The 18,669-nt window shown below is 68.8% G+C and carries 16 protein-coding genes; 8 read left to right on the forward strand and 8 right to left on the reverse strand.

What is annotated here, in order from left to right; genetic code table 11:
* Positions 1-77: 77 nt before the first annotated feature.
* The 3 genes from gshA to LCHO_RS19630 all read right to left on the reverse strand — a co-directional run bounded on the left by gshA (position 78) and on the right by LCHO_RS19630 (position 3,378).
* Positions 78-1,373: a glutamate--cysteine ligase gene (gshA, locus tag LCHO_RS19620; RefSeq protein WP_012348939.1), complete on the reverse strand. Its 1,296-nt coding sequence runs from the start codon at positions 1,371-1,373 to the stop codon at positions 78-80.
* A gap of 129 nt (positions 1,374-1,502) precedes the next feature.
* Positions 1,503-3,017 carry an ammonium transporter gene (locus LCHO_RS19625; protein ID WP_012348940.1) on the reverse strand — a complete coding sequence of 505 codons (1,515 nt, stop codon included), beginning with the start codon at positions 3,015-3,017 and terminating at the stop codon, positions 1,503-1,505.
* 22 nt (positions 3,018-3,039) lie between these two features.
* Positions 3,040-3,378 (reverse strand): P-II family nitrogen regulator, encoded by a 339-nt coding sequence (locus LCHO_RS19630; protein WP_012348941.1) that lies wholly within the window; start codon positions 3,376-3,378, stop codon positions 3,040-3,042.
* 281 nt (positions 3,379-3,659) lie between these two features.
* Between LCHO_RS19630 and LCHO_RS19635 the strand changes: the two genes are divergently transcribed.
* From LCHO_RS19635 to LCHO_RS19645, 3 genes are all read left to right on the forward strand, one after another.
* Complete coding sequence (locus tag LCHO_RS19635; RefSeq protein WP_012348942.1) at positions 3,660-5,174, forward strand: YifB family Mg chelatase-like AAA ATPase; 1,515 nt, start codon at positions 3,660-3,662, stop codon at positions 5,172-5,174.
* Positions 5,175-5,239: 65 nt separating this feature from the next.
* A complete protein-coding gene (locus LCHO_RS19640; protein WP_012348943.1) occupies positions 5,240-5,983 on the forward strand; it encodes a 16S rRNA (uracil(1498)-N(3))-methyltransferase in 744 nt (247 codons plus the stop codon).
* A gap of 238 nt (positions 5,984-6,221) precedes the next feature.
* Complete coding sequence (locus LCHO_RS19645; protein WP_012348944.1) at positions 6,222-8,096, forward strand: phosphoenolpyruvate carboxykinase (GTP); 1,875 nt, start codon at positions 6,222-6,224, stop codon at positions 8,094-8,096.
* A gap of 82 nt (positions 8,097-8,178) precedes the next feature.
* Here LCHO_RS19645 and LCHO_RS19650 read toward each other — a convergent pair whose 3' ends face one another.
* Positions 8,179-8,421, reverse strand: a complete 243-nt coding sequence (locus LCHO_RS19650) for a hypothetical protein (RefSeq protein ID WP_012348945.1) — start codon at positions 8,419-8,421, stop codon at positions 8,179-8,181.
* Positions 8,422-8,558: 137 nt separating this feature from the next.
* On the opposite strand from LCHO_RS19650, the gene LCHO_RS19655 reads away from it, so the two are divergent.
* Positions 8,559-9,524 carry a LysR family transcriptional regulator gene (locus LCHO_RS19655; protein ID WP_012348946.1) on the forward strand — a complete coding sequence of 322 codons (966 nt, stop codon included), beginning with the start codon at positions 8,559-8,561 and terminating at the stop codon, positions 9,522-9,524.
* Here the strand turns inward: LCHO_RS19655 and LCHO_RS19660 are convergent.
* Genes LCHO_RS19660 through LCHO_RS19670 form a run of 3 tightly spaced genes read right to left on the reverse strand, consistent with a single transcriptional unit; the run spans position 9,503 to position 13,135 of the window.
* Positions 9,503-11,611 carry a prolyl oligopeptidase family serine peptidase gene (locus tag LCHO_RS19660; RefSeq protein WP_012348947.1) on the reverse strand — a complete coding sequence of 703 codons (2,109 nt, stop codon included), beginning with the start codon at positions 11,609-11,611 and terminating at the stop codon, positions 9,503-9,505. The two genes, LCHO_RS19655 and LCHO_RS19660, sit on opposite strands and share 22 nt — an antisense overlap.
* Positions 11,608-12,090, reverse strand: coding sequence for an rRNA maturation RNase YbeY (gene ybeY / locus LCHO_RS19665; protein ID WP_012348948.1), 483 nt, complete (start codon positions 12,088-12,090; stop codon positions 11,608-11,610). The genes LCHO_RS19660 and ybeY overlap by 4 nt, the downstream gene beginning before the upstream one ends.
* A 13-nt stretch (positions 12,091-12,103) precedes the next feature.
* Positions 12,104-13,135, reverse strand: coding sequence for a PhoH family protein (locus tag LCHO_RS19670; RefSeq protein ID WP_043704518.1), 1,032 nt, complete (start codon positions 13,133-13,135; stop codon positions 12,104-12,106).
* A 161-nt stretch (positions 13,136-13,296) separates the two neighbouring features.
* Here LCHO_RS19670 and LCHO_RS19675 point away from each other — a divergent pair, with 161 nt between their 5' ends.
* The 4 genes from LCHO_RS19675 (at position 13,297) to ruvB (ending at position 17,912) form a co-directional block, all read left to right on the forward strand.
* Entirely contained in the window at positions 13,297-15,249 is a 1,953-nt protein-coding gene (locus LCHO_RS19675) for a sensor histidine kinase (protein ID WP_150105525.1), read from the forward strand.
* 127 nt (positions 15,250-15,376) lie between these two features.
* On the forward strand, positions 15,377-16,045 hold the full coding sequence (locus tag LCHO_RS19680; RefSeq protein ID WP_012348951.1) for a response regulator: 669 nt from the start codon (positions 15,377-15,379) through the stop codon (positions 16,043-16,045).
* 115 nt (positions 16,046-16,160) lie between these two features.
* The gene (gene ruvA, locus LCHO_RS19685; RefSeq protein WP_012348952.1) at positions 16,161-16,736 is read left to right on the forward strand and encodes a Holliday junction branch migration protein RuvA; all 576 of its coding nucleotides are present in this window, start codon (positions 16,161-16,163) and stop codon (positions 16,734-16,736) included.
* Positions 16,737-16,820: 84 nt separating this feature from the next.
* Positions 16,821-17,912: a Holliday junction branch migration DNA helicase RuvB gene (ruvB, locus tag LCHO_RS19690; RefSeq protein ID WP_012348953.1), complete on the forward strand. Its 1,092-nt coding sequence runs from the start codon at positions 16,821-16,823 to the stop codon at positions 17,910-17,912.
* Positions 17,913-17,937: 25 nt separating this feature from the next.
* Here the strand turns inward: ruvB and LCHO_RS19695 are convergent, their stop codons facing one another.
* Positions 17,938-18,660, reverse strand: a complete 723-nt coding sequence (locus LCHO_RS19695) for a histidine phosphatase family protein (protein ID WP_012348954.1) — start codon at positions 18,658-18,660, stop codon at positions 17,938-17,940.
* Between the last annotated feature and the right edge of the window lie 9 nt (positions 18,661-18,669).

Here is an 18,669-nt window from a genome sequence, read left to right on the forward strand (position 1 = left end):
TGAGTCGAAGATTATGGCACGCCACTCGCCGACGTGTCAACGCCTATCCAGGACAAAACTCAAGGCGCCGGCGGGACTCAGTCGTAGACCTCCGCATTCGGATCGGTCGCCTCAAGTTCGTAGCTTGCGGCCAGCATCGCCAGGCGCGCGATCACGCCGTACATGTAGAAGCGGTTGGGCGCACTGGCACCCGGCTTGACACCCGGACGCGCCAGGTGATGACTTTCGGCAAATGCCAGGGGCACGAACTGGGCGCCCGGAGCGTTCAGGTTCTCGTCGATGCCACGGTCGGCATGTACCCGATAGAAACCGCCCACGACATACCGATCCATCATGTAGACGACCGGCTCGGCCACCGCATCGTTCATCCGCTCGTAGGTCGGCACGCCCTCCTGGATGATGACCTCGGTGATCTCCTGGCCATCCTTGACCACGCTCATCTTGTTGCGCGTGCGGCGATTGAGCTCGTCGAGTTCCTTGGCATCGCGCACGGTCATGATGCCCATGCCGTAGGTGCCGTTGTCGGCCTTGACGATCACGAACGGCTTCTCGTTGATGCCGTATTCCTTGTACTTGCGACGGATCTTGCCCAGCAGCGCATCGGCGTTGCTCTTGACGCACTCGATGCCGGCACCCTCGCCAAAGTTCACTTCGCCGCACTGGGTATAGAGCGGATTGATCAGCCACGGATCCATGCCCAGGAGCTTGGCGAACTTCTTCGCCACCTCTTCGTACGACTGGAAATGATGGGTCTTGCGGCGCACCGCCCAGCCGGCGTGCAGGGGCGGCAGCAGGTACTGCTCGTGCAGATCCTCCAGCATCCCGGGAATCCCGGCGGACAGGTCGTTGTTGAGCAGGATCGTGCAGGGATCGAAGCCCTTCAGGCCGAGCCGGCGTGGCGTGCGCTCGAGCGGCTCGAGCACCAGTTCCTCGCCGTCGGGCAGCGTCAGCGTCGTCGGCGTCTCGATGGCCGGATCGAGCGTACCCAGGCGCACGTTCAGGCCCGCTGACGTGAAGATCGCCTTCAGCCGCGCGATGTTCATCAGGTAGAACGTGTTGCGCGTGTGCTTCTCGGGGATCAGCAGCAGGTTCTTGGCTTCCGGACAGATCTTTTCGATCGCGGCCATGGCGGCCTGCACGGCCAGCGGCAGCATCGCGGGGGTCAGGTTGTTCCAGCCCCCCGGGAAAAGATTGGTGTCGACCGGCGCGAGCTTGAAACCGGCGTTGCGGATGTCCACCGACGTGTAGAACGGCGGCGTGTGCTCCATCCACTCGAGGCGGAACCAGCGCTCGATCGCCGGCATCGACTCCAGCATGCGCGCCTCCAGTTCGTTGATCGGGCCGTTCAGAGCGGTGACGAGGTGGGGAACCATGCGAGTGTCCTGCCGGAGGCCTGTGATTGATCGATTCTAGGAAGCTCCACAGGTATGGGCGACGCCGCAAAGCAAAAGGGGCCGCATCAGCGGCCCCTCCGGATCGGACAGCGTCCGCGGGACTACGGATTACTTGTGGTAAGCCGTCTCGCCGTGCGAGCTGATGTCCAGACCTTCGCGCTCTTCTTCTTCGGTCACGCGCAGGCCGATGACCAGGTCGACGATCTTGAAGGCGATCACCGACACCACGGCCGACCAGACCACCGTCAGCATGACGGCCTTGGCCTGGATCCAGACCTGCGACGCGATCGAGTAGGCATCCGGAGCGATCATGCCCACGGTCACCCAGTCGGCGACGGCGCTCGGGCCACCCAAGTTCGGCGAATTGAACACGCCCGTCAGCAGCGCACCCAGGATGCCGCCCACGCCGTGCACGCCGAAGACGTCCAGCGAGTCGTCAGCACCGAGCAGCTTCTTCAGGCCGTTGACACCCCACAGGCAGGCGAAACCAGCCAGGAAGCCGATCATGATGCCGCCCAGGATGCCGACGTTGCCCGCGGCCGGCGTGATCGCCACCAGACCGGCCACCGCACCCGACGCTGCACCCAGCATCGAAGCCTTGCCCTTCATCAGCGCTTCACCCACGCACCAGGCCAGGACAGCGGCAGCCGTCGCGAACAGGGTGTTGATGAAACCGAGCGCGGCGAAACCGTTGGCCTCGAGCGCCGAGCCGGCGTTGAAACCGAACCAGCCCACCCACAGCAGCGAGGCACCGACCATCGTCAGCGTCAGCGAATGCGGGGTGAAGGCTTCCTTGCCGTAGCCCACGCGCTTGCCGATCATGAAGGCGCCCACGATGCCCGCGACGGCCGCGTTGATGTGCACCACCGTGCCGCCGGCGAAGTCGAGCGCGCCCCACTGCCAGAGCAGGCCGGCCTTGCTGGTCATCGCTTCGGCGACATCGGCGCTGGCGTAGGCGTCAGGGCCCATCCAGAACCAGACCATGTGCGCGATCGGCGCATAGCTGAACGTGAACCAGATCACCATGAACATCAGCACGGCCGAGAACTTGATGCGCTCGGCGAAGGCGCCGACGATCAGGCAGCAGGTGATGCCGGCGAAGGTCGCCTGGAAAGCGGCGAACACGATCTCGGGGATGTAGACGCCCTTGCTGAAGGTCGCCGCATTGGCAAAGGTGCCGGCCGCGTTGTCCCAGACCCCGTTCAGGAACAGTCGATCGAAGCCACCGATGAACGCATTGCCTTCGGTGAACGCCAGGCTGTAGCCGTAGACGGCCCAGAGCACGACGATCATCGAGAACGTGACCATCACCTGCATCAGCACCGACAGCATGTTCTTGGCGCGCACCAGGCCGCCGTAGAACAGCGCCAGGCCGGGCACCGTCATCAGGATCACCAGCAGCGTGGAGACCATCATCCAGGCGGTATCGCCCTTGTTCGGCACCGGGGCCGGTGCAGCGACTTCAGCGGCAGACGCCGCATCCGCGGCGGCCTCGACCGCAGCAGAGGCGGCCTCCATCACGGCCGCAGCCGCAACCGGCTCGGACGCAGCCTGAGCAAGGACAGCACCGGTAAAACCCAGCACCGCCAAGCCCAACGCGAGTTTGGCTAGAAATTTCTTCATGTTTGTCTCTGGGTGTGGAGGATCAAAGGGCGTCCTTGCCGGTCTCGCCGGTGCGGATGCGCAGCACCTGCTCGAGCGAGGTGACAAAGATCTTGCCGTCGCCGATCTTGCCGGTGCGAGCCGCACCTTCGATCGCCTCGATCACGCGGTCGACGATAGCGTCGTCCACGGCGGCTTCGATCTTCACCTTGGGCAGAAAGTCGACCACGTACTCGGCACCCCGATACAGCTCGGTGTGACCTTTCTGGCGGCCGAAGCCCTTGACTTCAGTGACGGTGATGCCCTGCACGCCGATGTTGCTGAGCGCTTCGCGCACCTCATCGAGCTTGAAGGGTTTGATGATGGCGGTGACCATTTTCATGGCGGTCTCCGGTTGGTTGAGATCAGATGGGCAGCGTTAGCTGGGTCTAGGACAGCTGCAGGCCTTTGAGCAGCTTCCATGCCAACGGTCACACCTGCTGACATTCCAGCCTCACGCCCCGCATTGGCGCCACGCATGCTCGACAAACAGGCGACACGCACCGCACTGAACGCATTGGCACCAATTCAGTGCAACCCCCAAAAGGGTGTGTCGATCGGCGTGACAAGGTGCGCAGAATCGACCCGGTCGCCACCCGATCCGGCATCCCACCGGCCCCGCTCATGTCGCTTGCCGTCGTCCACAGCCGTGCCCTGATCGGGCTCCAGGCACCCGATGTCACCGTCGAGGTGCATCTCGCCAATGGCCTGCCCAGCTTCACGCTGGTCGGACTGGCCGACACCGAAGTCAAGGAGGCCCGCGAACGGGTTCGCGCCGCGCTGCAGAACAGCGGCCTGGAGTTCCCGCACAACAAGCGCATCACCGTCAACCTGGCGCCGGCCGATCTGCCCAAGGAGGGCGGACGCTTCGACCTGCCGATCGCGATCGGCATCCTCGCCGCCAGCGGGCAGGTCAGCAGCGCCGGCCTCGACGGCCTGGAGTTCGCCGGCGAGCTCTCGCTCGCAGGCGACCTGCGGCCGGTGCGCGGCGCGTTGGCGATGGCCCTGGCGTTGCAGCGCTCGCCGACCGCGCGCTGCCTGGTGCTGCCGCAGTACAGTGCCCGCGAGGCCGCCCGCGTGCAAGGATTGCGGCTGCGTTGCGCCAGCCATCTGCTCGATGTCGTCGCGGCATTGCAGGACGGCGAACTCGCGCAACCCTTGTCCGAACCCAAGCCGTTCGAGACCGGCGCGGCACCGGCACTGCCGGATCTGCGTGACGTCAAAGGCCAGGCCGGCGCCAAGCGGGCGCTGGAGCTGGCCGCGGCCGGATCGCACAGCCTGCTGTTCGTGGGGCCGCCGGGCACCGGCAAGTCGATGCTGGCGCAGCGCCTGGCCGGCCTGCTGCCACCGCTCGACGAGTCCGAGGCACTGGAGTCGGCCGCCATCCTGAGCCTGGCCGGCCAGTTCGACGCCCGCCTCTGGGCCACGCGCGTGATGCGTTCGCCGCATCACACGGCGTCGTCGGTGGCGCTGGTCGGCGGCGGCTCGCCACCGCGGCCGGGCGAGATTTCGCTGGCGCACCACGGCGTGCTGTTCCTCGACGAGCTGCCCGAGTTCCCGCGAACCGCCCTCGAGGCGCTGCGAGAGCCACTCGAAAACGGCCGCATCACGATCTCGCGCGCGGCCCGCCAGGCCGAGTTTCCGGCCCGATGCCAGCTGGTGGCAGCGATGAATCCGTGCGCCTGCGGACAACTCGGCGCCAGCACCCGGGCCTGCCGCTGCTCGCCTGAACAGGTCCGGCGCTACCAGGCCCGGCTGTCGGGGCCGCTGCTCGACCGCATCGACCTGCGTGTCGAGGTGCTGGCGATCCCGCCGCAGGCGCTGTCGGCGATTGCCGATGGCGAACCCAGCGCCGTGATCGCCGAGCGGGTCGCACACGCGCGTGAACGCCAGATGCGGCGCCAGGGCTGCGCCAACAGCGCCTTGCACGCCGCCCAGCTCGACGAGCAGATCCGCGCCCTGCCCGCCGCACGCGAGTTCCTGGATGCCGCAGCGTCGCGCCTCGGCTGGTCGGGCCGCAGCCTGCACCGGGTCTTGCGCGTGGCCCGCACGGCCGCCGACCTGGCAGGCGCCGCCGACGTCCAGGTGGTGCACGTGGCCGAGGCGATCCAGCTGCGGCGCGCCCTGCCCGGCGTCTGAGTCCGGCGGCCACCCGACGCGCGCTGGGGCACACTGCGCTCCCGCGCCAGACCGCCAGACCCACCATGAGTGCACGCCTTTTCGTCGACACGCCCCTGCAGGCCGGGCTCGACCTGTCGCTGCCCGCCGGCGCAGCGCGCCACGTCCAGGTCCTGCGGATGCAGCCCGGCGAAGAACTGATCGTCTTCAACGGTCAGGGCGGCGAGTGGCGGGTGCGCATCGCGCGCATGGGCCGCAGCGAGGTGCAGGTGCTGGTGGAGCAGTTCGTCGACGTCGATCGCGAACTGGCGCTGCACGTCACGCTGGTGGCCGGCATGCCGGCCAACGAACGCTTCGACTGGCTGATCGAAAAGGCCACCGAACTCGGCGCCGCCGAGATCGTGCCGACGATGTGCGAACGCTCGGTCCTGCGCCTGAGCGGCGAGCGGGCGCAGAAGAAACGCGAGCACTGGCAAGGCATTGCCATCTCGGCAGCCCAACAGTGCGGCCGCACCCGCGTGCCCCACATCGCCGCGGTGCGCAGCCTGTCCGAGGAGCGGGCCGGCGAATCCGCCGACACCCCGGTGACCCAGCTGCTGCTGAGCCTGGCCGACGCGCAGCCGCTCGGCCGCCGCCTGGCCGCGCGCGCCGACACCGGTGCGCCGCTGCGGATCTACAGCGGCCCCGAAGGCGGATTCACCGAAGCGGAAGAGCGGCTGCTGCGCCAAGGCGGCGCGCAGCCGACCAGCCTGGGGCCGCGCGTGCTGCGCTCCGAAACCGCACCGCTGGCCGTTCTCAGCCACCTCGCGCTCGACACGACGAAACGCTGAGGTCGACCGGGGATTGACGCCCCCGAACTCCCGCCCTCCGTGAAAACCCGCCCCACCAGCCAGGGGTTTGGGCGGACGAATTGCACACCCTCCGCGCGACCAGCATTCGGTCATGCACAAAACGCATGTAATCGGTTTGTAATCGAACTCGCCGAGCCTCAAACTTGTTCAATGGGCATCCCGAAAGCACTGAGTCGCAGTGTTTCCGAGATGCTTTTTTAACCTCGGAGTCGATTCAATGAACCATCCCGCCATGGCCGGCGTGCACGTGAACGCACCGTCATTCGTCAAGAACGCCAAGCTGATCGCCTGGGTTGCCGAGATCGCCGCGCTCACGCAGCCTGCAGCGATCCACTGGTGCGATGGCAGCCAGGCCGAATATGACCAGCTGTGCCAGCAACTGGTCGCCGCCGGCACCTTCCGCAAGCTCGACGAGGCCAAGCGCCCGAACAGCTACCTCGCCTGGTCGGACCCGAGCGACGTGGCGCGCGTCGAAGACCGCACCTACATCTGCAGCGACCGCAAGGAAGACGCCGGCCCGACCAACAACTGGATGGAACCGGCGCAGATGCGCAGCCTGCTGGAAAGCGGCGACGCCGCGCTGTTCCGCGGCGCGATGCGTGGCCGCACGATGTACGTGGTGCCGTTCAGCATGGGCCCGCTGGGCTCGCCGATCGCCCACATCGGCGTCGAACTCTCCGACAGCCCGTACGTGGCGGTCAACATGCGCATCATGACCCGCATGGGCCGCGCGGTTTACGACGTGCTGGGTGTCGACGGCGACTTCGTGCCCTGCGTGCACACCGTGGGCGCACCGCTCGAAGCCGGCCAGAAGGACGTCACCTGGCCGTGCAACAAGACCAAGTACATCGTCCACTACCCGAGCACCCGCGAGATCTGGTCCTACGGTTCGGGCTACGGCGGCAACGCGCTGTTGGGCAAGAAGTGTTTCGCACTGCGCATCGCCTCGAACATGGGCCGCGACCAGGGCTGGCTGGCCGAGCACATGCTGATCCTGGGCGTGACCTCGCCCGAGGGCAAGAAGTCGCACGTCGCCGCCGCCTTCCCGAGCGCCTGCGGCAAGACCAACTTCGCGATGCTGATCCCGCCGGCTGCCCTGGGCGACTGGAAGGTCACCACCATCGGCGACGACATCGCCTGGATCAAGCCCAGCGCCGACGGCAAGCTGCGCGCCATCAACCCGGAAGCGGGCTACTTCGGCGTGGCCCCGGGCACCAACTTCAAGACCAACCCGAACTGCATGGCGTCGCTGAACCGCGACGTCATCTTCACCAACGTCGCGCTGACCGACGACGGTGACGTCTGGTGGGAAGGCATGACCGACGAGCTGCCCAGCCACCTGATCGACTGGCAAGGCAAGGACTGGACGCCCGAAACCGCCCGCGGCGCCGACGGCAAGCTGCGCCCGGCTGCGCACCCGAACGCCCGCTTCACGGTGGCCGCCACCAACAACCCGGCGCTCGACCCCGAGTGGGACAACCCGGCCGGCGTGGCGATCGACGCCTTCATCTTCGGCGGCCGTCGCTCGACCACCGTGCCGCTGGTGACCGAAGCGCGCAACTGGGTCGAAGGCGTCTACATGGCCGCAACCATGGGCTCGGAAACCACCGCCGCCGCTGCCGGCCAGATGGGCGTGGTGCGCCGCGACCCGTTCGCCATGCTGCCGTTCACCGGCTACAACATGAGCGACTACTTCCAGCACTGGCTGGATCTGGGCGCGCGCCTCGAAGCCGCCGAAGCCAAGCTGCCGGCGATCTATTGCGTCAACTGGTTCCGCAAGGGCGCCGACGGCAAGTTCGTGTGGCCGGGTTACGGCGACAACATGCGCGTGCTGCAGTGGATGCTGGGCCGCATCGAGGGCGAGGCCGAGGGCGAAGAACACGTCTTCGGTGTCAGCCCGCGCTACGACGACCTGTCGTGGGACGGCATGGAATTCAGCCAGGCCCAGTTCGAGAGCGTCATCGGCATCGACCACGCGGCCTGGCAGCAGGAGCTGGCGCTGCACGAACAGCTGTTCGAGCAACTCGCCCACAACCTGCCGGACGCGCTGCGCGCCACCAAGGCCCAGATCGAAGTGCGCCTGGCTCGCTGAGACCCGACACTTCCGGCCCCGAAGCCCGCCCGATGGCGGGCTTTTTTGCGTCCGTCGCGCCCGTCAGTGCGGGCGACGGATCTCAGTGCACGTGGTTCTGATGGTTCAGCGCAGCAGCACGCAGGTCGGCGGCGTAGGACGGCTGGGTGGCTTCATACTGGGCCGCCCATTCGAGCAGTTCTTCTGCCGTCTTGGGTTCGGTACGCACGTCGGCCGGGAACAGGTTCGCCACCGAACGCAATGCGCGGACCGTCACGGTACCGACGCGAGCCGCGAAGGCATCGAACGCGGATTCGTGATGGAAGGTCATGGTGGTTGCAGACATTTCTTACTCCTAAGGGGGTCAGGGTTAACCCCAGTGCCTGCAGTCTAGGGTAAACCCTCGATATAGACCAAGCAGCTTTTGTGAATCATCGGCATTCACGAAGGTGATATCTTGAGCGACCACCACCGGGCCGTCCGATGAACTTCCGCACCCTCGATCTGAACCTGCTGCGGGTCTTCGACACCGTGATGGCCGAGCGCAACCTGACGCGCGCCGCCGAGCAGCTGGCCATGACGCAGCCCGCCGTCAGCAACGCGCTGCGCCGCCTGCGAGAGAGCGTGGGCGAGGCGCTCTTCACCCGCAGCGCCTTCGGCGTCAGGCCGACCGCCCGTGCCGAAGCACTCTGGCCGACCGTGCAGTCGGCGCTGACCCAGTTGCGCGACAGCCTCGACCCCAGCATCTACGAGCCCCGCAGCCAGCCGCACACCTTCGCGCTGGCGATGGCCGACGCCACCGCGGCGCTGATCCTGCCGCGCCTGCTGGGACAGCTGCAGGCGGAACACGCGCTGGCCAGCCTGCGGGTGCAGCCGCTGGCCACGCGCGACCCCAGCCCGCTGCTCGAACAGGGCGAGGCCGATCTGGCGATCGGGCACTTTCCGGAAGTCGCGGCCCGGATGTCCGGCCTGGGCGCACAGGCGCCGCTGCTGCACCAGTCGCTCTACCAGACCGAATACGTCTGCGTGATGCGGCGCGGCCATCCGCTCGCCGAGGGCGAACTGAGCCTCGACGCCTACTGCGCCGCCGACCACCTGCTGGTGAGCTTCTCAGGCCGCGGACAGGGGCTGATCGACGAGGCGCTGGCCAGCGTGCAGCGGCGCCGCAGGCTGGTGCTCACGGTCAACCAGTTCTTCACCGCCGGTCGGGTGGTGGCGCAGACCGATCTGCTGACGGTGCTGCCCGATGCCTTCCTGTCGGTCACCGGCGCGCAGCAGGAGCTGGTCAGCCGCGCACTGCCGCTGCCGCTGGCCGCGCTGAATGTGCACATGCTCTGGCACCGGCGCCACGACCGCCATCCGGCCCAGCGCTGGCTGCGCGAGCAGATCACGCAAGCCGTCGGCGCCCCGCCTCGCAGCGCAAAACCTCAGTCCGCTGCCGAGCCCTGACCGAGCTGGGCCCAGAGATAGCTGTATTCCAGCGCCTGCAGGTGGGCGCGCTGTTCGTTGTCGGCCGCGCCACCGTGACCGCCGGCGACGTTTTCGTAATACAGCACCGCATGCCCGAGCGCCTGCAGCCGCGCCACCATCTTGCGGGCGTGGCCGGGGTGGACCCGGTCGTCGCGGGTCGAGGTGGTCAGCAGGACGCGCGGGTAGACCCGGTTGGCGCTCAGCTGGTGATAGGGGCTGTAGCGCCGGATCACGGCCCAGTCTTCAGGCTGGTCGGGGTCGCCGTATTCGGCCATCCACGAGGCGCCGGCGAGCAGGCGGTGGTAGCGCCGCATGTCGAGCAGCGGCACCTGGCAGACCACCGCGCCGAACAGTTCGGGCCGTTGCGTGAAGGTCGCGCCCACCAGCAGGCCGCCGTTGCTGCCACCCATGATGCCCAGCCGCGCCGGCCGGGTCACGCCACTGCGTTTGAGGTCTTCGGCCACGGCGATGAAGTCGTCGTAGCTGCGCTGCTTGTGGGCCTTGACCGCCGCCTGGTGCCAGGCCGGGCCGAACTCGCCGCCACCGCGGATGTTGGCCACCACCAGCACGCCACCGCGCGCGAACCAGGCCTGGCCGAACACACCCGAATACCAGGGCTGCAGCGAGACCTCGAAACCGCCGTAGCCGTACAGCAGCGTCGGGTTGTCGCCGTCGGCCATCGCACCGGCCGGCCAGACGATGAAGTACGGCACCTGCGTGCCGTCGGCGCTGCGGGCCAGGCGCTGCTCGACGCACATGCCGCTGGCGTCGAACTGCGCCGGGCGCTGCTTGAGCGTCTGCAGCGGCGCACCGTCGAGGCTGGCGAGCATCAGCCGGTCGGGCGTCAGGAAGTCGGTGTAGTGGACGAGGAACTGCTCGGCCAGCGGGTCGGCGTCGGTCCACGGATCGTTCAGGGCGACCACGCTGAGCGCGCCGGGCCCGGGCAGATCGACCGCCCGGCAAGCCCACGGAGCCTGATCACCGACGGCGTCCTCGCCCGGCAAGGCGCAGGCCTCGACCCGGTTGCTGACCTGGTCGAGCACGTTGAGCAGCAGCTGCGAACGGGTCCAGGCCCAGTGATCGAGCGAGCGCCGCTCGCCGGGCGTGAAGACGCGCTGCCAGTCCGCCCGGCCTGCGAGCAACGCATCCAGCTTCGCCACCAGCAGCGCGCCGCTGGGGTGCAGATCGGCACCGACGCGCCACGCGCTGCGCAGCTTCAGCGCCACCCAGTCGTCGTGCAGGTCGAGTTCGGCATCCTGCGGCTTGGGCAATTCGGTCAGCGTGCCGGGGCCGGCCTCGCCGCCGTCGAGCCAGAGCCAGGCGCGGGTGTTGTAGAAATCGACCGAGCGGCCGAGCAGCACGCGCCGGCGCTTCGGGTGCACTTCGACGCTGGACCAGGCCGACACGTCGCCGGGCTCGCCGGCAAACAGCGTCTGCGCCGAGGCCAGCGGCGTGCCGCGGCGCCAGCGCTTGATCAGGCGCGGATAGCCGGAATCGGTCAGTGTGCCCGGGCCGAAGTCGGTGCCGACCAGCAGCGTGTCGGCGTCGAGCCAGCTGACGTCGCTCTTGGCCTCGGGCAGCGCAAAACCGTCGGCGACGAACTGCAGCGCGTCGAGGTCGAACTCGCGCACGACCGTGGCGTCGGCGCCGCCGCGCGACAGTTGCACCAGCGCACGGCGCCAGCCCGGCGCCAGACAGGTAGCGCCTTTCCAGACCCAGTCTTCGCCTTCGGCGGCGGCCAGCGCATCGAGGTCGAGCAGGGTCTGCCAGGCCGGCTCGGGCTGGCGGTATTGCGCCAGCGTGGTGCGCCGCCACAGGCCGCGCTGGTGGCCGGCGTCCTGCCAGAAGTTGTAGAAGAACTCGCCGCGCCGCGTGACCTGCGGGATGCAGTCGCGGGCGTTGAGCACCGCCAGCAGGCGCGGGCGCAGTTCGGCGTAGCTGGGCAAGGCCGTGAGCTCGCTCTGCGACTCCCGGTTGCGCGCGCCGACCCAGGCCAGCGCGCGTTCACCGAGCACGTCCTCGAGCCAGAGAAAGGGATCTTCGGCGGACGGATCGGCAGACATCATGCCGCCGGCTCGGCGTACGGATCGTCGAAACCCAGCGCGGCCAGCACCTCGCGCTCACGCGCTTCCATGCACTCGGCGGCTTCTTCGTCGTCTTCGTGGTCGTAGCCCTGGGCGTGCAGCGCGCCGTGCACCAGCAGGTGGGCGTAGTGCGCGACCAGCGTCTTGCCGGCCGCCGCGGCCTCGGCCTCGACCACCGGCGCGCACAACACCAGATCGGCCGCCACCACCGGCTCGGCGCTGTAGTCGAAGGTGAGCACGTTGGTGGCGTAGTCCTTGCCGCGGTAGTCGCGGTTGAGGCCTTGCGCCTCTTCGGCGTCGACGATGCGCACGGTGAACTCGCCGGGCAGCTCGAGCGCGGCGCGGATCCAGCGCGCCACGTGGTGGCGCGGCAGCTGCGCCCGATGGCGCGGATCGGCGAACTGCAGGGACAGGCTCAGCGACGGGCGGGCCTTGGAGGCCTTGGAAACGCGTTGGGTCATGGGCATCCGGAATTCAGAAGACATCGGCGTCGACATCACGCCGGCCGCGGCTCGGGTCGGCCTCGTAGGCCTCGACGATGCGCGCCACCAGCGGGTGGCGCACCACGTCGATCGAGGTGAAGCGGGTGGTGGCGATGCCGCGCACCTGGGCGAGCACCTGGCAGGCGTCGACCAGCCCGCTCTTCTGGCCCTTGGGCAGGTCGATCTGGCTGGTGTCGCCGGTCACCACCGCACGGCTGCCGAAGCCGATGCGGGTGAGGAACATCTTCATCTGCTCGGGCGTGGTGTTCTGCGCCTCGTCGAGGATCACGAACGCATGGTTGAGCGTGCGCCCGCGCATGAATGCCAGCGGCGCGATCTCGATCTGGCCCTTCTCGAACGCCCTGCCGACCCGGTCCGGGCCCATCAGGTCGTAGAGCGCGTCGTAGAGCGGGCGCAGGTAGGGGTCGACCTTCTGCGACAGGTCCCCGGGCAGGAAACCGAGGCGCTCGCCGGCCTCGACCGCCGGGCGGGTCAGGATGATGCGCTGCACGGTGTTGCGTTCGAGCGCATCGACCGCACAGGCCACCGCCAGGAAGGTCTTGCCGGTGCCGGCCGGGCCGATGCCGAAGGTGATGTCGTGGCCGAGCATGTGGCGCAGGTATTCGACCTGGTTGACGGTGCGCCCGCTCAGGTCGCTGCGTCGCGTGCGCAGCACGATCTCGTCGGCCGGCGGAACGGCGTCGAGCGCCACGACGGCATCGCCAAGACCGTTGCGACGGCCGTTGTGAGCGGCCTGGGGCGAGTCGTCCTGCATCGCCTGCACCAGGTCGAGCTGCAGGCGGGCCGGCTCGATCGGCTGGGTGGCGCGGTCGTAGAGCTGCTGCAGCAGCGCCACCGCACGCTCGGCGCCGCGTTTGGCGCCCTCGATCCGGAACGACTCGTTGCGCCGCCGGATCGCCACGTCGAACGCGGCCTCGATGGTGCGGAGGTTTTCGTCCAGGGCGCCACAGACGTGGGCGAGCCGGCGGTTGTCGGGGGGGATGAAGGCGTGGCGCAGGATCAAGGCAAGCGTGTGATCTTTCGGGCTGGGCCCGGAAACGTCATTGTCGCGCCGCGCCGGCAGATGAGGCCGTCCACGAGAATCAAAAACCCGCATCGCCATGTCCGGCTGATGGACACTGCGCAGTCTCGTTTCTCGTCCCCGCCACGCTTCCCGCGACTTCCGTGAATTCTCTCCAAGCGCAAGCCCGCCTCGCCCTGCCTGCCAGCGCCACCCAAGTCGTTCTGCACAAGGCCAAGATGCGCGTGCGCGCGCTCGCACAAGCCTTGCATCCGGCGCGCTGGGGCCTGCTGCTGGTGGCCCTGGGCATCGTCGTGCTGTGGGGTTTCGAGGTGGCCGGCTCCGGCACCACACGCGGCAGCGTGCTGCTGCGCGAGGCCCAGGTGGCACGCGGGGTGGCGGGCAACGGCACCGAGTTGCCTGCCAACACCAGCCGCATCGTGCTGCCCGACGTCTGGGAACGCAGCCAGCGCCCGGACACCCACGCCTGGTACCGCATCGAGTTCGACCGCCCCGCCAGCGCCCCGGACACCCTGATGGCGGCCTACCTCGAGCAGGTCTGCGCCAGCTACGAGGTGCGCCTGAACGGCCAGCTGATCGACATGCGCGGCAGCCTGGTCGCACCCCGGCCGAGCGACTGCTACGAGCCCGCGCTGATGGTGCTGCCGCCCACGCTGCTCAAGCCGAGCGGCAATCGGCTGGATGTGCGCGTCGCCGGGCTGGCCTTGCCGCAGGTCGCGGCGCGCGAGCGGGCAGCGCAGCTGTCGGCGGTGCGCATCGGCGCGTTCACCGATCTCGAGCCGCTCCATCGGCACACGCGCAACTACAACCTCGGCGCCGCGCATGCGCTGGCCACGGTAGCCGGCGTGATCGGCCTGGCGGCGCTGGCGCTCAAGGCGCTGAGCCAGCTGCCCTACTTCGGCTACTTCGGCGCCGCCAGCCTGGGCTGGGCGGTGCTGTGCGGCCTGCTCACCGGCGCCGCGCTGCCGGTGCCGGCGCTCTGGACCGAGCTGCTGATCTGCACCCTCGCGCCACCCGTCGGCGTGGCTGGCATCCTGTTCCTGATGCGCTATTGCGGCCTGCGCGTGGTCTGGCTCGAAGTGGCGTTGGCGCTGCAGTGCCTGATGGTGCCGGCCAGTCTGGCGCTGGCGGCGCCCGAGCGCGTGCACAGCGTCGCGCTGCCGTGGGTGATCATCCTGACGCTCGAACTGGCGGCCACGCTGGCGGTGTTCCTGCGCCGCGCCTGGCGGTTCTCGCGGCCCGACTTCTGGATCGGCGCGGCCGCGACGCTGGCCTTCGTGCTGACGCTCGCCGGCGAGTGGCTGCTGCGCCCCGGCGTGCTGCTGCTGCCGGGCAAGCACGCCATCAGCGTGGCGGTGATCGTGATGTTCGCCGGCATGGTGTGGCGCATGCACCAGCTCTTCCAGGGCGCCATCGCGGCGGCCGAGCAGGGCCGCATCCAGGCCGAGCGGCGGGTCATCGACATCACCGCCGACATGGAACAGAACTACGGCCAGATGGCCGAGCTGCGGGTCGAGCAGGTCACCACCCGCGAGCGCAAGCGCATCGCCGCCGACCTGCACGACGACCTCGGCGCCAAGCTGCTGACGATCGTGCACACCAGCGAGAACGACCGCATCGCCACCCTGGCGCGCGAGGCGCTCGAGGAAATGCGGCTGTCGGTGCGCGGCCTGACCGGCCGGGCGATGCAGGTCGGCGACGCCATCGGCGACTGGCGCAGCGAAGTCATGAGCCGGCTCTCGCAGGGCGGCGTCGAGCTGACCTGGAACACCCCCGACGAGCTGCTGATGAGCGAACGCGCGATGAGCGCACGCGCCTACGTGCAGACCACCCGCATCCTGCGCGAGGCGGTCAGCAACGTGCTCAAGCACAGCGGCGCGAGCCGCTGCGAGGTCTCGATCCGGCAGGACCACAGCGACTTCGAACTCACCATCTCCGACAACGGCAAGGGCATCCCGATCGCGCTGGACGGCAAGCTCGATCGCGGCCACGGCATGTCGACGATGAAGGGCCGCGCCAAGCAGCTGCAGGGCCAGTGCCTGGTGGAGTCAGGCCCCGGTTACGGCACGACGATCCGGCTGACCTTGCCGCTGTGATGATTCCGGCCACAATTGCCGACGCAATCCCCCAGGCAGTGCATTCAACGGCCGGGCAATCCGTCGATACTGATCAGATCCAATAACTCGATCACTCGGCGGTGCCCGCCCGCCCTGTGGAGCGCCCATGAAACAGATTCTGCTGCTTGAAGACCTGCCCGAAATCCGCGCCTACCTGCGAGCGCTGGTGGTGCAGGTGTTCCCCGGTTCGACCGTCGTCGAATCGGCCCGCATCCACGACGCGCTGCAACAGGTCTCGGCCCAACGCTTCGATCTGGCGATGGTCGACCTCGGCCTGCCCGACGGTTCGGGCGTCAAGGTGGTGCAGGCGCTGCGCGACCAGCAGCCCGATGCGCAGAGCGTGGTCGTCACCATCCACGACGACGACGATCACCTGTTTCCCGCCCTGCAGGCCGGCGCCTACGGCTACCTGCTCAAGGAGCAGCCGCGCGAGCAGCTGATGGAGCACCTGCAGCGCATCAGCCAGGGCGAGCCGCCACTGTCACCGTCGATCGCGCGGCGCATGATTTCGTACTTCTCGGCGCAGGCCAACCGGCCGCAGGCCTATCAGCCGACCACCGACCAGCTGATGCCCAACGTGCAGCTGACCGAACGCGAACGCGAGGTGCTGCTGCGCGTGGCCAAGGGCTTCACGCTGCCCGAGATCGGCGTGCAGCTGGGCTTGAGCCGCCACACCATCGCCGACTACGTCAAGCAGATCTACCGCAAGCTCAACGTGAGCTCGCGCGCCGAAGCCGCGCTCGAAGCGCAGCGCCTGGGCCTGTTCCGGCGCTGATCAGGATCAAGCGCGCGGGCCGAGCGCCGGGCCGCCCCAAGCCGGCCCGCATCCCCTCGGGGGATCGCCCGGCGTAGCCGTCGGGCGCGGGGCCGTCACTTCATAATCGCGCCCCATGATCGGACGTCTCACCGGCACCCTGGCCGAAAAATCCCCGCCCCAGCTGCTCGTCGACGTGGGCGGCGTCGGCTATGAAGTCGACGTGCCGATGAGCACCTTCTACAACCTGCCGGTGCTGGGCGAACGCGTCACGCTGCTGACTCACTTCGTGGTGCGCGAGGACGCCCAGCTGCTCTACGGCTTCCTGACCGCCACCGAACGCGCCACCTTCCGCCAGCTGCTCAAGATCAGCGGCGTGGGCGCACGCACCGCCTTGTCGATCCTGTCGGGCCTGAGCGTGGCCGACCTGGCGCAGGCGGTCAGCGCCCAGGAGGCCGGCCGGCTGGTCAAGGTGCCCGGCATCGGCAAGAAGACCGCCGAGCGCCTGCTGCTCGAACTCAAGGGCAAGCTCGGCCCCGACCTGGCGCTGCCCGGCGCGGTGATCCGCAACGAGGCGCAATCCGACATCGTGCAGGCGCTGATCGCGCTGGGATACAACGAGCGCGAAGCCGCCGCCGCCATCAAGCCGCTGCCGGCGGACGTGGGCGTGAGCGACGGCATCAAGCTCGCCTTGCGCGCCCTCGGCAAGTGACCCCGGCGCGGCGACACGGTCGCGCACGACAAATTCAGCACTGTTGAAATAACCAGCCCGGTGCCAGCCTGCCGATAATCGGCCATGGCCATCCAGACCGATTCGTTTGCCGCCGCGCCGGCGCCCTCATCCGGCAGCACCCGCCGCCTCATCAGCGCCGCACCCACCTCGCCGAATGAAGAAGCGATGGAGCGCGCCCTGCGCCCCAAGCTGCTGCAGGAGTACGTCGGCCAGGCCAAGGCGCGCGAGCAGCTCGAGATCTTCATCGGCGCGGCCCGCAAGCGCAGCGAGGCACTCGACCACGTGCTGCTGTTCGGCCCGCCCGGCCTGGGCAAGACCACGCTGAGCCACATCATCGCCGCCGAACTGGGCGTGAACCTGCGCCAGACCAGCGGCCCGGTGCTCGAAAAACCCAAGGACCTGGCCGCGATCCTGACCAATCTCGAAGCCAACGACGTCCTGTTCATCGACGAGATCCACCGCCTCTCGCCGGTGGTCGAGGAGATCCTCTACCCGGCGCTGGAGGACTACCAGATCGACATCATGATCGGCGAAGGCCCGGCGGCGCGCAGCATCAAGCTCGACCTGCAACCCTTCACGCTGGTGGGCGCCACCACCCGCGCGGGCATGCTGACCAATCCGCTGCGCGACCGCTTCGGCATCGTCGCGCGGCTGGAGTTCTACACGCCCGAGGAGCTGGTGCGCATCGTCACCCGCTCGGCCGGGCTGCTCAACGTGCCGATCGACGCCGAAGGCGCGCTCGAACTGGCCTGCCGTTCACGCGGCACGCCGCGCATCGCCAACCGGCTGCTGCGGCGGGTGCGCGACTACGCCGAGGTCAAGAGCGACGGCCGCATCGTCAAGCGCATCGCCGAGCTGGCGCTGACCATGCTCGACGTCGACCCGCGCGGTTTCGACGTGATGGACCGCAAGCTGCTCGAGGCGGTGATCCACCGCTTCGACGGCGGCCCGGTCGGGCTCGACAACGTGGCCGCGGCGATCGGCGAGGACGCCGGCACGATCGAGGACGTGATCGAGCCGTACCTGATCCAGCAGGGTTTCCTGCAGCGCACGCCGCGCGGGCGCATCGCCACGCTGGCGGCGTATCGGCACCTGGGCGTGACGCCACCGCGCGGTGGCGCCGGCCCGGTCGGCAGCGACCTGTTCGAGGGCTGAACCCGGGCCGGCAGGATCGAGGCGATCAGGCCGCGCCGCCGTCGCTGCCTTCGTCGAGCGGGGGCGCCGCGGCGATCGCCGTGTGGCCTGCATGCGCGGAGCGGCTGTCCAGCGGCGCGTGGTCGCTGCCGTCGAGGTGCTGGGTGTCGCCCCAGCCGACCAGCGTGCAGCCGTCGTCGGTGAACAGCAGGCGGTTGATGCTGGCGTTGGCCACCGTCCAGGTGCGCGGCGCGTTCAGGCTCAGGCGGGTGGCGGCGCGATAGAGGCAATCGAGCACGCCGCCGTGGCAGACCACGGCAATCGTCTGGCCGCGGTGCGACGCGGCGATGCGTTCGATCGCGCTGACGCTGCGCGCAAAGAAGGCCTTCAGCACCTCGCCGCCGGGCGGGCCGAAATCCGGGTCGCGGCGGCGCCAGCGTTGTGCCAGCTCGGGCAGGTCGGCGTCGATCTCGTGGTAGGTGCGGCCTTCGAAATCGCCGAAATGGCGCTCGCGCAGACCCACGTCGGCCTGCACGACCAGGCCCTGCGCGGCCGCCACCGCCTCGGCGGTCTGGTGCGCACGCAGCAGGTCGGAGCTGTAGACCGCCGCCAGCGCGTCCTCGGCCAGCGCCTGCGCCAGGCTGCGGGCCTGGGCCAGGCCGGCGTCGTTGAGCGGGATGTCGATCTGGCCCTGGATGCGCGCGTCGCGGTTCCAGGCGGTCTCGCCGTGCCGGATCGCCAGCACGCGGGTCACGTCGCTGTAGGGCATCGGCGGCGT

The organism is Leptothrix cholodnii SP-6 (assembly GCF_000019785.1).
Classification (GTDB): domain Bacteria; phylum Pseudomonadota; class Gammaproteobacteria; order Burkholderiales; family Burkholderiaceae_C; genus Sphaerotilus; species Sphaerotilus cholodnii.